General features: G+C 70.3%; 13 protein-coding genes. 6 read left to right on the forward strand and 7 right to left on the reverse strand.

Features of this window, described 5'->3' with window-relative positions:
- Window positions 1-9 precede the first annotated feature (9 nt).
- Together AruCF_RS21280 and AruCF_RS21285 are read left to right on the forward strand one after the other, a co-directional pair.
- A complete protein-coding gene (locus AruCF_RS21280; RefSeq protein WP_080977589.1) occupies window positions 10-1725 on the forward strand; it encodes an ABC transporter ATP-binding protein in 1716 nt (571 codons plus the stop codon).
- Window positions 1722-3464 carry an ABC transporter ATP-binding protein gene (locus AruCF_RS21285; protein WP_049075964.1) on the forward strand — a complete coding sequence of 581 codons (1743 nt, stop codon included), beginning with the start codon at window positions 1722-1724 and terminating at the stop codon, window positions 3462-3464. The genes AruCF_RS21280 and AruCF_RS21285 overlap by 4 nt, the downstream gene beginning before the upstream one ends.
- Window positions 3465-3504: 40 nt before the next feature.
- On the opposite strand, the gene pdeM is transcribed toward AruCF_RS21285, so the two are convergent.
- Genes pdeM through AruCF_RS21305 form a run of 4 tightly spaced genes read right to left on the reverse strand, consistent with a single transcriptional unit; the run spans window position 3505 to window position 9261 of the window.
- Window positions 3505-4167 (reverse strand): ligase-associated DNA damage response endonuclease PdeM, encoded by a 663-nt coding sequence (gene pdeM / locus AruCF_RS21290; RefSeq protein ID WP_049075966.1) that lies wholly within the window; start codon window positions 4165-4167, stop codon window positions 3505-3507.
- Window positions 4151-6607: a ligase-associated DNA damage response DEXH box helicase gene (locus AruCF_RS21295; protein WP_083036842.1), complete on the reverse strand. Its 2457-nt coding sequence runs from the start codon at window positions 6605-6607 to the stop codon at window positions 4151-4153. The genes pdeM and AruCF_RS21295 overlap by 17 nt, the downstream gene beginning before the upstream one ends.
- Window positions 6604-8208: an ATP-dependent DNA ligase gene (locus AruCF_RS21300; RefSeq protein ID WP_049075969.1), complete on the reverse strand. Its 1605-nt coding sequence runs from the start codon at window positions 8206-8208 to the stop codon at window positions 6604-6606. Before AruCF_RS21300 ends, AruCF_RS21295 begins: the two co-directional genes overlap by 4 nt.
- A 48-nt stretch (window positions 8209-8256) precedes the next feature.
- Complete coding sequence (locus tag AruCF_RS21305) at window positions 8257-9261, reverse strand: ligase-associated DNA damage response exonuclease (protein WP_049075971.1); 1005 nt, start codon at window positions 9259-9261, stop codon at window positions 8257-8259.
- Window positions 9262-9384: 123 nt separating this feature from the next.
- Between AruCF_RS21305 and AruCF_RS21310 the strand changes: the two genes are divergently transcribed.
- Genes AruCF_RS21310 through arsH form a run of 4 tightly spaced genes read left to right on the forward strand, consistent with a single transcriptional unit; the run spans window position 9385 to window position 11995 of the window.
- Complete coding sequence (locus tag AruCF_RS21310; RefSeq protein WP_049075973.1) at window positions 9385-9708, forward strand: ArsR/SmtB family transcription factor; 324 nt, start codon at window positions 9385-9387, stop codon at window positions 9706-9708.
- Between the two features lie 13 nt (window positions 9709-9721).
- Window positions 9722-10798, forward strand: a complete 1077-nt coding sequence (gene arsB / locus AruCF_RS21315) for an ACR3 family arsenite efflux transporter (protein ID WP_049075974.1) — start codon at window positions 9722-9724, stop codon at window positions 10796-10798.
- A gap of 56 nt (window positions 10799-10854) precedes the next feature.
- Window positions 10855-11277 (forward strand): arsenate reductase (glutaredoxin), encoded by a 423-nt coding sequence (gene arsC / locus AruCF_RS21320; RefSeq protein ID WP_049075975.1) that lies wholly within the window; start codon window positions 10855-10857, stop codon window positions 11275-11277.
- Window positions 11270-11995 (forward strand): arsenical resistance protein ArsH, encoded by a 726-nt coding sequence (arsH, locus tag AruCF_RS21325; protein WP_049075978.1) that lies wholly within the window; start codon window positions 11270-11272, stop codon window positions 11993-11995. The genes arsC and arsH overlap by 8 nt, the downstream gene beginning before the upstream one ends.
- A 22-nt stretch (window positions 11996-12017) precedes the next feature.
- Here the strand turns inward: arsH and AruCF_RS21330 are convergent, their stop codons facing one another.
- From AruCF_RS21330 to AruCF_RS21340, 3 genes are all read right to left on the reverse strand, one after another.
- Window positions 12018-15209, reverse strand: coding sequence for an ATP-binding response regulator (locus AruCF_RS21330; protein WP_333474453.1), 3192 nt, complete (start codon window positions 15207-15209; stop codon window positions 12018-12020).
- Window positions 15210-15668: 459 nt separating this feature from the next.
- Window positions 15669-16439 carry a thiol:disulfide interchange protein DsbG gene (gene dsbG / locus AruCF_RS21335; RefSeq protein WP_049075981.1) on the reverse strand — a complete coding sequence of 257 codons (771 nt, stop codon included), beginning with the start codon at window positions 16437-16439 and terminating at the stop codon, window positions 15669-15671.
- Between the two features lie 76 nt (window positions 16440-16515).
- A complete protein-coding gene (locus tag AruCF_RS21340) occupies window positions 16516-17016 on the reverse strand; it encodes a hypothetical protein (protein WP_232734788.1) in 501 nt (166 codons plus the stop codon).
- Window positions 17017-17069 lie beyond the last annotated feature (53 nt).

A 17069-nucleotide genomic window follows, 5' to 3' on the forward strand; every position in this document is an offset into this window, starting at 1 on the left:
TGGGAAATCATGCGGCCGGTGCGCGGCCGGATCCGCCTGGCCATGGGCCTGGCGGTGGCCGGCGTGCTGTGCAGCCTGGCGAGCCTGGGCTGCCTGGCCCTGGCCATGCGCGACCTGCTGCGGGCCTCGGCCGCCTACCCCTGGCCCGCGTTCCTGGGCGCGCTGGCCTGCACCCTGCTGGCCTGCTTCCTGCGGCTGCAGGCCTTCAACCAGTCGCACTATGCCGCCTTCCGCCTGGAAGTGATCCTGCGCAACGACCTGGTCCGGCACCTTGCACGGCTGTCATTCGGCGAATTGCAGGCGCTGGGCAGCGGTCCGCTGGCCAAGGTGGTGCAGAACGACGTACAGGCGCTGCACGTGTTCGTGGCCGACAGCACGCCGCTGTTCGCCCGCGCCTACGCCATGCCGGTGTTCAGCGCTGCGCTGCTGTTCGCACTGGACTGGCGCATGGCGCTGGCCGCCGTGGGCGTGCTGGCGGTGGGCGCCGGCGGGCTGTCGCTGGCGATGCGCGGGCGCGAAACCATGACGCGGCGCTACCACCAGGCGCGCGAACAGGTCAGCGCGGCGGTCATCGAATACGTGCAGGCGATGCCGGTGGTGCGCACCTTCGATACCGGCCAGACCACCTTCGGCCGCTACCATCGCGCCCTGGAGCGCTACCTGGTCGTGCTGACCGATTGGTATCGCGGCGCCAGCTTCAGTTCGCGCTTCGCGATCGCCGTGCTGGGCCCGCTGCCGACGCTGGCGGCGCTGCTGTGGCTGGGCGCCTGGTGGACGGCGCAGGGCCAGCTCGATTTTCCCGTCTGGCTGGCCTTGCTGCTGTTTGGCATGGGCATGGCCGAGGCCATGTTCCCGATGATGTCGCTGGCGCACATGATCGACCAGGCCAAGCTGAGCGTGGCGCGCATCCAGCAGGTGCTGGCGATCACGCCGCTGCCGCCGGCGCGCGCGCCGGCGCGTCGTCCTGCCGACGCCAGCGTGCGCTTCGAGGACGTGCGCTTCGGCTATGGCGGCGCCCTCGCGCTGGACGGCCTGAGCTTCACCGCGCGCGCCGGCCAGGTGACGGCGCTGGTGGGCCGCTCCGGCGCCGGCAAGAGCACCGTGGCGCGGCTCATCGCGCGCTTCTGGGACATCGACGCCGGGCGCCTGCTGGTGGGCGGCGTCGACGTGCGCGACCTGGAACGCGAGACCCTGTTCGAGCACGTCGCCTTCGTGTTCCAGGACAACTTCCTGTTCTCCGGCAGCGTGGCCGAGAACATCGCCATGGGCCGTCCCGACGCCAGCCCCGCCGAGATCGAGGCCGCCGCCCGGGCCGCGCAGGCGCACGATTTCATCCTGGCGCTGCCCGACGGCTACGCCACCGTGCTGCGCGAGGGCGGCAAGGACCTGTCCGGCGGCCAGCGCCAGCGCTTGACGATCGCCCGCGCCGTGCTGATGGACCGCCCGATCCTGGTGCTGGACGAGGCCACCGCCGCCACCGATCCCGAAAACGAACGCGCGGTCGGCGCCGCGCTGGCCGCGCTGATGCGCGGCCGCACCGTGATCATGGTCGCGCACCGGCTCGCCAGCATCCGCCACGCCGACCAGATTCTGGTGCTGGACCGTGGCCGGCTGGCCGAATGCGGCACGCACGACACCCTGGTCGCGGCCGGCGGCCTCTACGCCCAGTTGTGGAACAACCATCAACGCGCCCGTCGCTGGACCCTGGGCGACCAAGCCTCATGACAACACCTCCCGCCCCCTGGCGCGACACCTATCGACGCCTTCTCCGCAGCGCCGGCAGCCAGGCCGGCCGCCTGCGCGCCAGCCTGTGCCTGCTGCTGCTCGCCGCCGTGTGCCAGGGCCTGTCGCTGGCCTGCATCGTGCCCCTGTTCGTCCATGTGACCCGCGGCGATCCCTGGCGCGCCGCGCTGGCCTGGCTGGCGGGCTTCACCCTGCTGGCGGCGGCCGCCATCGTCCTGCGCTGGCGGGCGCAGGGCTTCGACTATCGCGGCCACATGGCGCGCGCCACGCACGAACTGCGCGTGCTGCTGGGAGAACAGTTGCGGCGCATGCCGCTGGAGGCGCTGCAGGCCCACCGCACCGGCGGCATCGCCGCCAAGCTGCTGGGCGGCGTCGACGAACAGATGAACTACGCGCTGACGGTGATCAACCTGATCCTGAGCGCCATCGTCACGCCGGCCGCGGCCGCCGTGGCGCTGCTGGCCTGGGACTGGCGGCTGGGCGTGGCGCTGATGCTGGTGTTCCCCGCCATCGTGCCGCTCTACCGCTGGCGCCGGCCGGCGCTGGACCGAGGCCACGGCGCCACCGGGCGCGCCAACGAGGCCCTGAACGCCGAATTGCTCGAATACATGCAAGGGCTGCCCGTGTGCCTGGCGACGGGCCGCGCCGGCGCCGCCAACGAACGCCTGCGCGCCGGCTTCGAGCAGCTCGAGCAATTGCAGCGCGAACACCACCGGCGCGGCGCCAAGCCGTCGCTGATGGTGGCCGCCATCGTCGAATCCGGCATGCTGGCGATCCTGGGCTGCGGCATGCTCTGGGTCACGCAGGGCAGCCTGGCGCCCGCGGCGCTGGGCGCGGTGCTGGTGCTGGTGGCGCGCTTTGCCGAACCGCTGGCGACTTTCGTGAACTTCACCACGGTCCTGGCGCTGATTGAAGCCGCGCTGGCCCGCATCGAGGAGCTGCGCGCGGTGGCGCCGCTGCCGCAATGGCCCGCGCAGGGCGGCCCGGCCGGGCCGGCGGACATCCGCATCGAAAACCTGGAGTTCCGCTACGCCGGCGGCACTGCCCCGGCGCTGCGCGACATCGACCTGGACCTGCCGGCGCGCGGCCTGACCGCGCTGGTGGGGCCGTCCGGTTCCGGCAAGACCACGCTGACGCGCCTGCTGATGCGCCACGCCGACCCGCAGCGCGGCGCGATCCGGATCGGCGGCGTGGATATCCGCGGCCTGCCGCCCGCGGACCTGAACCGCCTGATCTCGACCGTGTTCCAGGACGTGCACCTGTTCGACGACAGCGTGATCGGCAACATCGGCATGGCGCGGCCCGAGGCCGGCGAGGCCGAGGTGCGGGCGGCGGCGCGCGCCGCCCATTGCCTGGACTTCATCGAGCGCCTGCCGCAAGGCTGGCAGACCCGCCTGGGCGAGGCGGGCGGCAAGCTGTCGGGCGGAGAGCGCCAGCGCCTGTCGATCGCACGCGCCATCCTCAAGGACGCGCCGATCGTGATCCTGGACGAACCCACCGCCGCGCTCGACACCGAAAGCGAACTGGCGGTGCAGGCGGCCATCGACACGCTGGTGGCGGAACGCAGCGTCATCGTCATCGCCCATCGCCTGTCGACCATCGTCGCGGCCGATCGCATCCTGGTGTTCGAGGACGGCCGCATCACGCAGCGGGGCACGCACGCCGAACTGCTGGCGCAGCCGGGACGTTATCGGCGGATGTGGCTGGCGCAGCAGGGGTAGCCCGCGGGCCGCGCCCTTCGCGATTCCTAGCCCGGCGCCCTCACCGCGCGCGTGCGCCGACCTCGATCGCGACGCCTTCCACGCAGGCGACGACGCGCCCGTCAGCGCGATCGGCCGGATGGCCGCCGGTGAAGTCCGAAAACGCTGGCAGGATCGTGAGACCGGGGCGCAGCCAGAACGCCGGCCAACTGCGCGGCACGCCGCGCACGGATGTCTTCGGATGCATGTGGCCGGCGATGACGTGCCGGCCGTCTGGGTCCGCCCGCGGGACATGGCTGAACAGGAACGGGCCGTCAATGTGGGTCTCGCCCAGCTGCCGCACGCCGAACGCCGGGCCATCCAGGGCGCGGTCATGATTGCCCGCCAGCACCGCGACATCCAGCGCGGCATGGTCCCGCCGCCACGCCATCCAGGTATCGCGCCATCCCGCCTGCCCTGCGGGCCCGTGCAACAGGTCGCCCACGATCCACAGCTCGCGGGCGGCGGTGCGCGCGATCACATCCGCCAGGCGGTCCAGGTCGCCGCGCGTGGCGCCGCTGGGCACCGCGATGCCCGCGCGCCGGAACACATGGCTCTTGCCCAGGTGCAGGTCGGCGATGACCAGGCGCGAACGCGCCGGCCAGAACAGGGCACGGGTTCCCAACAGCCACAGGGGCTCGCCGCCCAGCAACGCCTGCAACGCGCCGTCAGGCAAGGCGCTCATAGCGCTCCTCCAGTTGCTGCGCGGCGCGCCTTACGCGCGCCTGCCAGGTCTCGGTGCTGAGTTGCCCGCGCATGCTTTCGGTCCACAGCGGGAACGACAGGGGCGTCAGCGCGCGCGGTTCGCACAGCGCCAGTTCGCGCCGTTGGCAGTCGTGCAACGCCGCCAGCAGGCGCGGCGCTTCCAACTGCAGTTCGAACACTTCGCGCTCGGCTTGCGCCAGCAGCAGGTGGTCCGGATCGTAGCGGCGCAGCACATCGTACAGCAGCCCGCTGGAGGCCTGCACCTGCCGCAGCGAGCGCGCCGCCTGGCCGGGCAATGAAGGCGTCAACAGGCCCGCCACGCGCGCGATCTCGCGGAACTGGCGGCGCGCCATTTCGCCCAGGTTGACGCCGTCGCGCAGGTCTTCGGCCATGTGTTCGGGGCTGAGCAGCTGGCGCAGCAGCGCCGCGTCCAGCGCGGCCGGCTCGGCCAGCGTCAGCATCAGCCCGTAGTCGTTGACGGTGTAGGAAATCGTGTTGGCCTGCCGCCGGCCCCAGCGCAGCGCGATCATTGCCGCGATGCCCTCGTGCACGGCGCGGCCGGCGAACGGAAACAGGAACAGATGCATGCCGCGTCGCGTGCCGATGCGTTCTGCCACCAGCCGCCCCCGGTCCGGCAACGCGCTGGCCTGCGCCTGGATCCGCAGCAGCGGCGCGACGGCGCGCATCTCCGGATGCGTGCCGGGATGCGAATACAGGCTCTCCACTTCGCTGGCCAGCTGCGTCGACAGGGGCATGCGCCCGCCCTGCCAGGTGGCCACCGGGCCATCGCCGCCCTTGGCGCGGCGCACGTAGGCGACCATCCCTTCCAGCCGCACCAACTCCAGTGTACGGCCGGCGAACTGGAAGCGGTCGCCACGCCGCAGGCGCGCCAGGAAGCCTTCCTCCACAGAGCCCAGGCTGCCCCCGCGCAGGTATTTGACGGCCACGGCGCCGTCGGCGGTGATGGTGCCGATGGACAATCGATGGCGGAACGCGACGCGTCGGTCGTGCACGCGATAGCGGCCATCCTCGTCGCGCACCACGCGTTGATAGTCCGGATACTTGGCCAGCGCGCGGCCGCCCTGCACGATGAAGTCCAGCACCGCCTGCCAGGTGGCGCGATCGAGCGCGGCATAGGCATGCGTGCCGCGCACTTCCTGGTACAGCGTGTCGGCGTCGAAGCCGCCGCCCAGCGCCAGCGTGACGGCGTGCTGGGCCAGCACGTCCAGGCTGCCGACCGGCGGCGGCCGGGATTCGATCTCGCCGCGCGCGATGGCCTGCCGGGCGGCGGCGTACTCGATCAGTTCGAGCGCCTGCGCCGGCACGCACACCACGTTGCCGGACTCGCCCGGCCGGTGCCGGGCGCGGCCTGCGCGTTGCAACAGGCGCGCCACGCCCTTGGGGCTGCCGATCTGCAACACCTGGTCCACCGCCGGAAAATCCACGCCCAGGTCCAGGCTGGAGGTGGCCACCACGCAGCGCATCGTCCCGTCGCGCAGGCCCTGCTCCACCGCCGCGCGCAGCTTGGGATCGAGCGAGCCGTGATGCAGCGCCAGGGTGCCCGGGGCCTCGGGCCAGATCGATTCCAGCGCGCGATGCCAGAGCTCGGCCTGCGCGCGGGTGTTGGTGAACAGCAGGGTCGCGCGCACGTCGAACAGGCGCTTGAAGACCCGTTCGAGCTGCGACAGCCCCACGTGCCCCGCCCACGGCAGGGCGCGGCTGCGCTCGGGCAGCAGGGTCGATATCTGTATCTTGCGCGGCCGCGCGCCCGCCACCAGGGCGCTGTCGGGCGTATGCGGCAGCAGCACCGCGCGGGCCTGGTCCAGGTTGCCCAGCGTGGCCGACAGGCCCCAGGTGCGCGCGCCGGGCGACAGGCGGCGCAGGCGCGCCAGGCACAGCTGCAGCAGCACGCCGCGCTTGTTGCCCAGCAGCTCGTGCCATTCGTCCACCACGATGCCGCGCAGGGCGCGAAAGCGCTGCGACGCATCGGCGTAGGACAGCAACAGCGCCAGAGACTCGGGCGTGATGACCAGCACGTCCGCCTTGCCCTGGCGCGCCAGGCGCTTGTCGCGCGCGCTGGCGTCGCCGGTGCGCAGCGCCACCGTCCACGCCAGGCCCAGGTCGGCCGCTGTCTGTGCCAGGGCGCGCGTGGTGTCGGCGGCCAGCGCCCGCAACGGCGTCACCCACAGCACGCGCGGCCCCTCGCCCGCCGCCGCGCGCGCCGGCGCCGGATCGGCCAGCGCCTCCACCAGCGGGCCGCCGAATGCGGCCAGCGTCTTGCCGCTGCCGGTGGGCGTATGCAGCAGGCCGGATTCGCCGGCCAGATAGCGCCGCCAGGTTTCGCGCTGGAACGCGGCGGGCTTCCAGCCGCGCGCCGCGAACCACGCCAGCAAGGGGCCGTCCCGCCGCGCGCCGCTCATCGCGCCAGGGCCTTCAGGGTATCGAGCCGGTCGGCCTGGTCGGCGCGCTTGTCATGGCGCCAGCGCAGGATGCGCGGAAAGCGCACCGCCACGCCGGACTTGTGCCGTTTGGACAGATTGACGCCCTCGAAGCCCAGCTCGAACACCTGCACCGGGTCGACCGAGCGCACCGGGCCGAAGCGCTCGCGCGTGTGGGCGCGCAGCCAGCGGTCCAGTTCCAGGATCTCCTTGTCGTCCAGGCCCGAGTAGGCCTTGGCGATGGGCACCAGCGCGTCGCCGTCCCATACGCCGAAGGTGTAATCGGTGTAGAGCGTGCTGCGGCGGCCGTGGCCGGACTGCGCATACAGCAGCACCGCGTCGATCGTGAGCGGATCGATCTTCCACTTCCACCAGTCGCCGCGCCGTCGGCCGCTCTGGTAGGGCGCGCCGCGGCGCTTGAGCATGAAGCCCTCCACGCCGCGCTCGCGCGATTGCGCGCGCAGCACGTGGGCCTCGTCCCAGCTTGCCGGCGCCACCAGCGGCGACAGGCCCAGGCGCGGATCGGCGCGCTCGCGCAGCAGCGCTTCCAGCCGCGCGCGGCGCGCGGCCTGCGGCTCGTCGCGCAGATCGGCGCCATCCAGCTCCAGCAGATCGTAGGCGAGCAAGCGCACCGGCGCCTCGGCCAGCCACTTGGGCCCGGGCTTGAGCCGCTGGATGCGCGTCTGCAGGGCCGAGAACGGCATGGGATCGACGCTGTCTTCCTGCCAGGCCAGCAGTTCGCCGTCAACGACGCAGTCCACCGCCAAGGCGGCCGCGGCCGCTTCGACTTCCGGAAAGCGGCCGTCCAGGCGCTCTTCGCCGCGCGACCACAGCGCCACCTCGCCGCGCCGCCGGATCAGTTGCGCGCGGATGCCGTCCCACTTCCACTCCAGCAGCCAGTCGTCGATCGGCCCCAGCAGCGCCGGGTCGCCTTCGAGCGGCGAGGCCAGGAAAAAGGGATAGGGCTGCTGGCGGTCGCCGGGCAGTTCGTCGGCGCTGAGCAGGTCGCGCAGGAACGCGGGGCTGGGCGACCATGCGCCCAGCATGCGCTGCGCGATGCGGGCGATGGGCACGCCCGACAACTCCGCCAGCGCCTGCTGCACCATGCGTTGCGACACGCCGACGCGCAGCGCGCCGGTCAGCAGCTTGTTGAAGACCAGGCGCTCGATGTAGGGCAGCCCCAGCCAGGCCGCGACGATGACTTCGCGGCGCTCGGCCTCGTCGCGGTTGGCGACCGGCACCAGGATCTCCTCGATCCAATCGGCCAGGCCGCGCTCGGGCGCGGCGGTGCGCGGGTCGGGCACCAGCAGCGCCAGCGTCTCGGCCAGGTCGCCGACCTGGTCGTAGCAGGCGTCCACCAGCCACGGCGCGGTCTCGGAGGCGGTCGCGGCCCAGGCGCGCAACTCGCCGACGGCGGCGATCTTGCGGCGCGCGCTGGTGATCTTGCCGCCCGCCAGCAGATACAAGGCCCAGGCCGCGTCGCGCGGCGGCGCATCGCGGAAGTACGCCACCAGCGCCGCGCGCTTGTCCAAGGTGGCGGTGCTGCGGTCCAGTTCCTGATACAACGCCGCGAATCGCTTCATGCCTGGATCCGTTCCCCTGTCGCTACGAAAATGGCGCGGCGCGCCGTGCTAGTCGTCTTCGCCATATTGCGTGGCCAGCGTCTCGGCGGCGATGCCGGATTCATTCAACGTGCGCACCAGCGCGTCGGTGTCGCCATGCGTGGCGATGACGCGGCGCGCGCCCGTCTGGCGGATCGTGCGCAGCAGGTCGGGCCAGTCGGCGTGGTCCGACACCACGAAGCCCCGGTCCATGTTGCGCCGGCGCCGGTTGCCGCGCAGCCGCATCCATCCGGACGCGAAGCCGTGCTGCGCCTTGCGGAAGCGCCGCAGCCACGCGCTGCCGGCCGCCGACGGCGGCGCCAGCACCAGCTCGCCAGCAAATCCCGTGCCCGCGGCCGCCGGCGCGCCGTCCGCCTCGATGACCAGGCGCGTGTCGGGCAGCGCGATGCCGGCCTCGCGGTAGACGTCCACACCCGCGGCAATCGCGCCATGCAGGTAGACGGGCCGGTCGACGAACGGCATCAGCTCGGCCAGCACCCGCTGCGCCTTGCCCAGCGCATAGCAGTAGAGAATGGCCGCCTCGCCGCGCGCGGCGCAATGGTCGCGCCACTGCACGATGTCGCGCGCCACTTCCGCGGTGTCCGGCCAGCGATAGATCGGCAGGCCGAAGGTGGCTTCGGTGATAAAGGTGTCGCACGGCACCACCTCGAACGGCGCGCAGGTGGGGTCGGGCTGCCGCTTGTAGTCGCCCGACACCACCCACACCTGGCCGTCGACCTCGATGCGCACTTGCGCGGAGCCCAGCACGTGGCCCGCGGAATGCAACGAAACGCGAGCCCGGCCCAGCGTGAACGGCTCGCCATAGGCGTGGACGCGGTAGTCCTGCTCGCGCAAGCGCCATTGCAGGATGGGCAGGCCCTCGGCGCTGGTGTGGTAGCAACCCATGCCGGCGCGGGCGTGGTCGCCATGGCCATGCGTGAGGACGGCCACGTCCACGGGGCGCCAGGGGTCGATGTAGAAGCCGCCGGCGGCGCAATACAGACCTTCCGGACGCAATTGGACGATGTCGGCCATGGACTCTCCCGATCTGACAGGCGCGGCTTGCGCGGGCGCGCAAACCACGCGGCGGTGCTTCCGTTATACCCGAACGCGGCGACGCGCTTTTCAATAATTCAATAATCGTTGTATTATCGAACAATGAAAGAAGATCAAGTCGTTTCCGCGCTTGGCGCCCTGGCCCACCCTCAACGGCTGCGCACCTTCCGCGCGCTGGTCGTGGCCGGCCTTCCGGGCCTCACGCCCAGCGTCCTTGCCGACCAGCTCGGCATCGCCCGCAACGCGCTGTCGTTCCACCTCAAGGAGTTGGCGCACGCGGGCCTGGTGACGGTCGAACCGCAAGGCCGCAACCTGATCTACCGCGCCGACTTCACGCGCATGAACGGCCTGCTTGGCTATCTCACCGAACACTGCTGCCAGGGTGCGCCGTGCGAGATCGCCCCGGGCGCTTGCGCCACCTGCTGACCGGATCACCGCCATGTCTTCCCTGCCCACCGCCGCTGCCGTTCGCGCCCCCGCCGGCATGAGTGTTTTCGAACGCTACCTCACCCTCTGGGTCTTCCTGTGCATCGTGCTGGGCGTGGCGCTCGGCCAGTTGCTGCCCGGGCTGTTCCACGCCATCGGCCGGCTGGAGGTAGCCCAGGTCAACCTGCCGGTGGGCCTGCTGATCTGGGTCATGATCATTCCCATGCTGCTCAAGGTGGATTTTGCCGCCATGGGAGAGGTGGGCCGGCACTGGCGCGGCATCAGCGTGACGCTGTTCATCAACTGGGCCGTCAAGCCGTTCTCCATGGCCTTGCTGGGCTGGCTGTTCATCCGCCACGTCTTCGCCGCCTGGCTGCCGGCCGACCAGCTCGACAGCTATATCGCCGGCCTGATCCTGCTGGCCGCGGCGCCCTGCACCGCCATGGTATTCGTGTGGAGCCGGCTGACCGGCGGCGACCCCGTGTTCACGCTGTCGCAGGTGGCGCTCAACGACGCCATCATGGTGTTCGCCTTTGCCCCGCTGGTGGGACTGCTGCTGGGCCTGTCGTCCATCACGGTGCCGTGGGACACGCTGCTGGTGTCGGTCGGCCTGTACATCGTCATTCCGGTGATCCTGGCGCAGCTCTGGCGGCGCGCGCTGCTGCGGCGCGGCCAGGCGGCGTTCGAGGCAGCGCTGGCGCGCATCGGGCCGTTCTCGATGGCCGCGCTGCTGCTGACGCTGGTGCTGCTGTTCGCCTTCCAGGGCCAGGCCATCCTGCGCCAGCCGCTGGTGATCGCCATGCTGGCGGTGCCGATCCTGATCCAGGTGCTGTTCAACTCCGGGCTGGCGTACTGGCTCAACCGCCGCGTGGGCGAGCGCCACAGCATCGCCTGCCCGTCGGCATTGATCGGCGCGTCCAATTTCTTCGAACTCGCGGTGGCGGCCGCCATCAGCCTGTTCGGCTTCCAGTCCGGCGCGGCGCTGGCCACCGTGGTGGGGGTGCTGATCGAGGTGCCGGTGATGCTGCTGGTGGTGCGCATCGTCAACCGCAGCCGCGGCTGGTACGACGCCGGCCAGGCGCGCGGTTGAACCCGCCAGCATCCGCCCCCCTCCGGCCCCGCCAACACCGTCATCACGTGCAATCCATGAATCCCATCACCCTCTATCACAACCCTGCCTGCGGCACATCGCGCAACGTTCTGGCCCTGATCCGCAACAGCGGGGAAACGCCCACCATCATCGAGTACCTGAAAACGCCGCCCGACCGCGCCACGCTGGAGGCCTTGATCGGCGCCATGGGCATCGCGGCGCGCGACCTCCTGCGGCAGAAGGGCACGCCCTACGACGAACTGGGCCTGGCGGATCCCGCGTGGAGCGACGCGCAATTGATCGATTTCATGCTCGCCCATCCCATCCTCATCAACCGCCCCATCGTCGTCACGCCGCTGGGCACGCGCCTGTGCCGGCCGTCCGAGACCGTGCTCGACATCCTGCCCCAACCGCAACGCGGCCCCTTCAACAAGGAAGACGGCGAGCCGGTCATCGACGCGGAGGGCCGCCGTGTCTGACACCGCCGATCTCCTGCCCAACCTCGATGCCGCGCGGTTCGAACGGCCCGACACGACGGCGCTGTTCGCGCCTGCCCGCGCCGGTCACGCGCCGCGCTTCCTGTTGCTGTACGGCTCGCTGCGCGAACGCGCCTATAGCCGGCTGGCGGCGGAGGAAGCCGCGCGCCTGCTGCGCGCCCTGGGCGGCGACACCCGGATGTTCGACCCGACGGGGCTGCCGCTGGTCGACGCGCCCGGCAGCCAGGACCACCCCAAGGTGCGTGAGCTGCATGCGCTGGTGCAATGGGCCGAAGGCATGGTCTGGAGCTCGCCGGAACGCCACGGCGCCATGACCGGCCTGATGAAGACGCAGATCGACTGGATCCCGCTGTCGGTGGGCGCGGTGCGCCCGACCCAGGGCAAGACGCTCGCCGTCATGCAGGTATCCGGCGGCTCGCAGTCCTTCAACGCGGTCAACCAGATGCGCATCCTGGGCCGCTGGATGCGCATGCTGACCATTCCCAACCAGTCGTCGGTGGCCAAGGCCTACCAGGAATTCGACGACGCCGGCCGCATGAGGCCGTCGCCGTACTACGACCGCATTGTCGACGTGGTCGAGGAACTGATGAAGTTCACCCTGCTCACGCGCGACGTGGCGCCGTACCTGACGGATCGCTACAGCGAACGCAAGGAAAGCGCGCAGGCGCTGGCGGCGCGGATGAAGCAGGCTTCGATCTGATCCGCCGCCTCGCCGCCTCGGATCACGACGCGAGGTCGCGCTGGCGCGGGCCTTGCCGCATGGCGGCTCCGGCCCGCGCGCCCTGGCTTTCCAGCGAGATCAACAAGCGCTCCAGGGCGTCAAAATCCACCGGCTTGACCAAGTGGTGATCGAAGCCCGCCTCATGCGAAAGGCGCCTGTCCTCGTCCTGCCCCCAGCCGGTCATGGCGATGAGCACGATGTCTCGCCCGGGAAAGTCCGCCCGCACTCGCCGCGCCACCTCATGGCCGTCCATCCCGGGCATGCCGATATCCACCAGCATGACGCCGGGCGAAAACTCGGCCAGCTGGGCCAGTGCCGCCGGCCCGTCGCGCGCGATCCGCACCTGGGCGCCGAAGGTCTCGAGCACCATGGCGGTGGTGTCCGCGGAATCGGCGTTGTCATCCACTACGAGGATCCGGCCCAACGCCCTGGGCGCGCGCCTGGACTCGGTGCGCGCCAGCGCCGACGCCGGGGCCGCCGCCTCTACCGGTAGCCGCAGCACGACCTCGCAGCCGGTTCCCGGCCCCTGACTGTGAGCCGTCACCCTGCCGCCGTGCAGCTCGACCAGGCGCGCCACCAGTGTCAGGCCGACGCCAAGGCCGCCCGAGCCACGCCGTCCGTCGACCTGCACGAATGGCTCGAAAATGCGCCCCAGCATGTCCACTGGAATGCCGCGACCATTGTCCCGCACGGCGAGGACGAACTCCCGTTCCCCATCGCGCGCGCCGGTCAAGACGATGTGGCCGCCCCGATCGGTGTACTTGGCCGCGTTGTTGAGCAGGTTGGCGAGCACCTGCGTCAAACGGACCGCGTCGGCCTCCATCATCACTGCCTGCGCGGGCAGCGTCACGCTGAGCGTATGGCCGGCCGCATCCACGACGCCACGGCTGGCCTCCAGCGCGTTGCGCAAGAGTTCAACCAGGTCCACCGGCGCCTTGCGCAGCAGGATCTTGCCGCTATTGATGCGGGCGATGTCCAACAGATCATCCACCAGCCGCGCAATATGGCTGACCTGGCGCGCCAGCATCCCCAGGATGCGCCCGTTGTCGGCGTCCGCGGACCGCGCATGCAACAGCAGGTGCAAGCCATTGTGCAATGGCGCCAACGGATTGCGCAGTTCATGAGCCAGCATCGCCAGGAACTCATCCTTGCGTTCGTTGGCATCGCGCAAGGCGGCCTGCGTTTCCTCGCGCAGCCGCGACAGCCGCAAATGGGCGCCGACGCGCGCGCGCAGCTCGGCGGCGGAAAACGGCTTGACGAGGTAGTCGTCCGCGCCGGCGTCCATGCCTTCGACTCGCGCTTCCTGACCGGCGCGCGCCGACAGCAGAATGACCGGCAGCGTGCGCGTCCGGGCGTCTCCACGCAGGGCTTGCAGCAACGTCAGGCCATCCATGCCCGGCATCATGATGTCGGAAATGACCAGGTCGGGGGGATCCTGCCGCGCGCTGCGCAATGCCGTCGCCCCATCCGCGGCGATTCGCAGATCGTATTCATCCGCGAGCAGGCTGCGCAGGTATTCACGCAGATCGGCATTGTCGTCCACGCAGAGTATGCGCGCCCGCTTGCCCGCGCCCGGGGACACCTGCAAAGGAGACTCGTTGGCTCGCCAGCGCGACACCTCTTGTAGCGCCTGAAGCGTCGCGCTGCCTGTGCGCGGTTCGCAAGACGCGGCCGACGCCGTCGGCGCGTGCCGCTTGGGCAGCGTGACCGTGAACAGGCTGCCCTTGCCCGGCTCGCTGTCGACGGTGATTGCGCCGCCCAGCAGCTTGACCAGTTCGCGCACCAGCGACAGGCCGATACCCGATCCCTCATGGCTTCGAGCCGCGGACGGCTGCCCGCGGTGAAAGCGCTGGAAAATGTTGGCCAGGTCCGCGCTGTCGATGCCGACCCCGGTGTCGCGTACCGACAACGCCACCTCGCGCCCCATGTCCCGCAACGCCACGGCAATGGACCCCCGCAGGGTGTACTTGAACGCGTTGGACAGCAAGTTCAGCACAATGCGCTCATACCACTCGCGGTCGACATGGACGGCGGGCAGCGCGTCGCATTGCACCGACAGACTCAGCCCGGCGCTCTCTATGGCGGAACGGAACGCGCTGGCGTGTTCGACCGTAGCGCGGGCAAGGTCGGTGGGCTCCAGCCGCGCCACCAGGCCGCCGCCTTCGATGCGCGAGAAATCCAGCAGCGAATTCACCAGCTTCTGCAGCCGCAGCGCATTGCGGAACAGCAGCTCCAGCGTCTCCCGAGACGGACTCGCCGCCTGCGCCGCCAGCGCCTGTTCCAAAGGTCCCAGTATCAAGGTGAGCGGGGTGCGGAATTCATGGCTGACGTTCGAGAAGAACGTTGTCTTGGCCCGATCCAGCTCGGCCAGCGCCTCGGCGCGCCGGCTTTCCTGTTCGTAAGCGACGGCGCTGGCGATGACGCTGGCCGAATGCTGCGCGACCAGATCGAGGAAATCGCGATAAGCCCCATCCAGCGGCCGGCGCGCGCTGACGCCAAGCACCATGATGCCGGAGACCGAACCGTCGGCGGTCCAGCGGATCGGCAGGATGCGGGCCCAGGCCGCCCGGTCGGCCCAGGGCCCGCCAGGCAGCGCCAGCCCCAGCGAGGCCAGCGCCACGGTCTGGGGCTCGCCACTGTCGGCAACGGCCTCCAGCGGCCAATGGGCAGCGCCCATCGCCTCCGTACTCACGCCGGTGGCGGCCAGCAGCTCGAACGCCGACTCGCCGCGGCGATAGACCTGGCAGAACGGCACGTCGCGCGGATTGCGGGACAACACATCGCAGATGCTCCGCGCGGTGGCGAAGGCCCCGGTGGTCGGCACCGGTTGCGCGCCCATTTCACGCAAGGTCTCCAGGCGCCGGGCGCTGACGATCTTTTCAGTTGTTTCGGTGCAGGGGCAGAACACGCCCTGCACCGTCACGCCGTCGGCCGCCAGGATGGGGCCATACGTGAAAGTCACGTAGACCTCTTCGCGCGGAAGATGGCGATCGAAGTAGTATTCCTCGTCGTAGGACCAGGTGGCCTGGCCGCTGCGATAGACGCTCGCCAGCATGGGGCCGATTTCCTGCCAGATTTCGCGCCAGCAGTCCTCGCCCGGCCGGGCCAGCGCGGCCGGGTGCTTGTGAGCGCCAAGAAAGGGAATATACGCATCGTTGTACAGGATGCTGAAATCCTCGCCCCACCAGAGCACGATGGGAAAACGCGAACTCAGGCACAGGCTGAGCGCCGTGCGCAGGTTCTGCGGCCATAGCGCCGGCGGCCCGATCGTGGTCGCGCCCCAGTCCAGCTGCCGCAGATGCCGCGCGACCTCGCCCTGGTCGGGCAGGAAATTCAGACTCGGATCGGATTGCAAGGGGTCTCCCATGGAAGAGAAAAGAGCCGCCTGGCACGGCGGCCGCCAATCTTGCCCGGCCCGATTGATGGTATCGCAGCGACATCCGCAAAAAGCGGTAAGTCGTGAGTAGCGGTAACTGTCCTTGGCAGTCGCGGCCGTGTTCCGCGAACACGCGCGGCAGGCGCGGCCATGGCCCGCGCCTGTGCATGGCGGGGCGCGAACGCGATGTCCGAGCGCGCCACATGATGAGCGCCAAGGCGGACACTCTGGGCTATCTGGGAGATATCCTGCCCATTGGCGAGTATTGAGAAAGCGTCAGCGCGGCCCGAACAACTTGTCCAGTTCGCCGGCTTGCGGCAGGCCGTTGTATTTCTTCAGGGCGCCGGTTTCGTCGCGCGCGACGATGCCGGGCGTGCCGCGAAAGCCGAGCGACACCATCAATGCCTGGTTGTCATCGAGCTTTCTGGCGATGCCGTCGGGCACGCTCTTGGCCGGCGTGATGCCGCCCTGGTTGAACTTGTGCTCGTTCTCCAGCAGCGCGGCGGAGGAATCGGCGGCGCCCAGGATGGCCGCGGCCTTGGCCGGGCTGTCCTGGCGGATGACGCCCACCATCACGTGCCGCAACTGCACCTTGCCGGCATCGACCCACGGCCGCGCGGCCTCCCAGAACTTGTGGCAATAGGGGCAGTTGGCGTCGCTGAAGGTGTAGATGATGCGCGGCGCATCCTTCTTGCCGTCAAGCACCCACGTCGATTTCTCGAGCTGGGCCCAGGCCTGGTCGCCCATCGGCTTGCTGACCAGGGCCTCGAGCTTGGCATCGTCCAGCGGCTTGCCCTGGGCATCCAGTCGCGCGCCGACGATGGCGTTGCCGTCGGGGGTGACATAGATCGCCACGGGCTGGTCGCCGGCCACGCCAGCGAAGGCGCGCAGGCCGCCGTCGATCTTGAACTCCTGCACCACGCGCAGGCCGCGCGCCTCCAGCGCCTTGAGCACGGCGGGCCGATCCTGGGCGGCCTGGGTGCCGGCGGCGGCCAGCAGGGCGGCCAGGGCGAAACCGATGCGGCGGGGCGCAAGTGAACGAATCATGGGTACTCCTGGGCTTTTCCGAACAGTGCCAAAGGCGTCAATGATACCGGCGGCGCTGTCATCCACGCGTACAGGGCTACGGGAGCAACCCGGCTTGCCGCAGGCGCCAGCGCGGGATCTCGTATTCGTACGAAGCGGTCGCCAGGGTGTCGTGCCGCTCGAACCAGGGCGCGACATGGCGCTCGATGTCCGCCGGCAGGGTGGCCAGCCATTCCGCCAGGTCGGCGGGAGAACTGAGGTCGATCACGGCCCCGCTGCCCAGCGTGGCCTCGTCGACCAATCCCTGGCCCGGCACCAGGCAGGCGCGGCGATACAACCGTCCCTTGTGCCAGACCTCGGGGGGCACGTAGACCGGCCATTCGCGTTCGCACGGAACCGACGCGTAGATCCCCAGCGACACCAGCTGACGATTTTCGAACGACGCCCGGTAGCGCAGCAGCTCCACGCCCTGCTCGACGCCGTCGGCCAGCGCCCGCCACAGGCAGCGCTTGCGGCGCGTCTTCCAGCCCGCGAAGGCCGCTTGCGCGCGCAAGGTCTGCATGAATTCCCGCTCGATCGGTTCGAAATCTATCGGCACGCCAAATTCCCCGATTCTGGTGACCCCGCCTATTCCACCCCGTCATGCCAGTG

It is taken from the genome of Achromobacter ruhlandii (assembly GCF_002082135.1).
GTDB classification, from domain to species: Bacteria; Pseudomonadota; Gammaproteobacteria; order Burkholderiales; family Burkholderiaceae_B; genus Achromobacter; species Achromobacter ruhlandii.

Excerpts from the sequence above, each read along its gene's own strand:
- AruCF_RS21280 (WP_080977589.1), top strand. The coding sequence starts at position 10 with ATGCGGCCGGTGCGCGGCCGGATCCGCCTGGCCATGGGCCTGGCGGTG.
- AruCF_RS21285 (WP_049075964.1), top strand. The coding sequence starts at position 1,722 with ATGACAACACCTCCCGCCCCCTGGCGCGACACCTATCGACGCCTTCTC.
- pdeM (WP_049075966.1), bottom strand. The coding sequence starts at position 4,167 with ATGAGCGCCTTGCCTGACGGCGCGTTGCAGGCGTTGCTGGGCGGCGAG.
- AruCF_RS21295 (WP_083036842.1), bottom strand. The coding sequence starts at position 6,607 with ATGAGCGGCGCGCGGCGGGACGGCCCCTTGCTGGCGTGGTTCGCGGCG.
- AruCF_RS21300 (WP_049075969.1), bottom strand. The coding sequence starts at position 8,208 with ATGAAGCGATTCGCGGCGTTGTATCAGGAACTGGACCGCAGCACCGCC.
- AruCF_RS21305 (WP_049075971.1), bottom strand. The coding sequence starts at position 9,261 with ATGGCCGACATCGTCCAATTGCGTCCGGAAGGTCTGTATTGCGCCGCC.
- AruCF_RS21310 (WP_049075973.1), top strand. The coding sequence starts at position 9,385 with ATGAAAGAAGATCAAGTCGTTTCCGCGCTTGGCGCCCTGGCCCACCCT.
- arsB (WP_049075974.1), top strand. The coding sequence starts at position 9,722 with ATGTCTTCCCTGCCCACCGCCGCTGCCGTTCGCGCCCCCGCCGGCATG.
- arsC (WP_049075975.1), top strand. The coding sequence starts at position 10,855 with ATGAATCCCATCACCCTCTATCACAACCCTGCCTGCGGCACATCGCGC.
- dsbG (WP_049075981.1), bottom strand. The coding sequence starts at position 16,439 with ATGATTCGTTCACTTGCGCCCCGCCGCATCGGTTTCGCCCTGGCCGCC.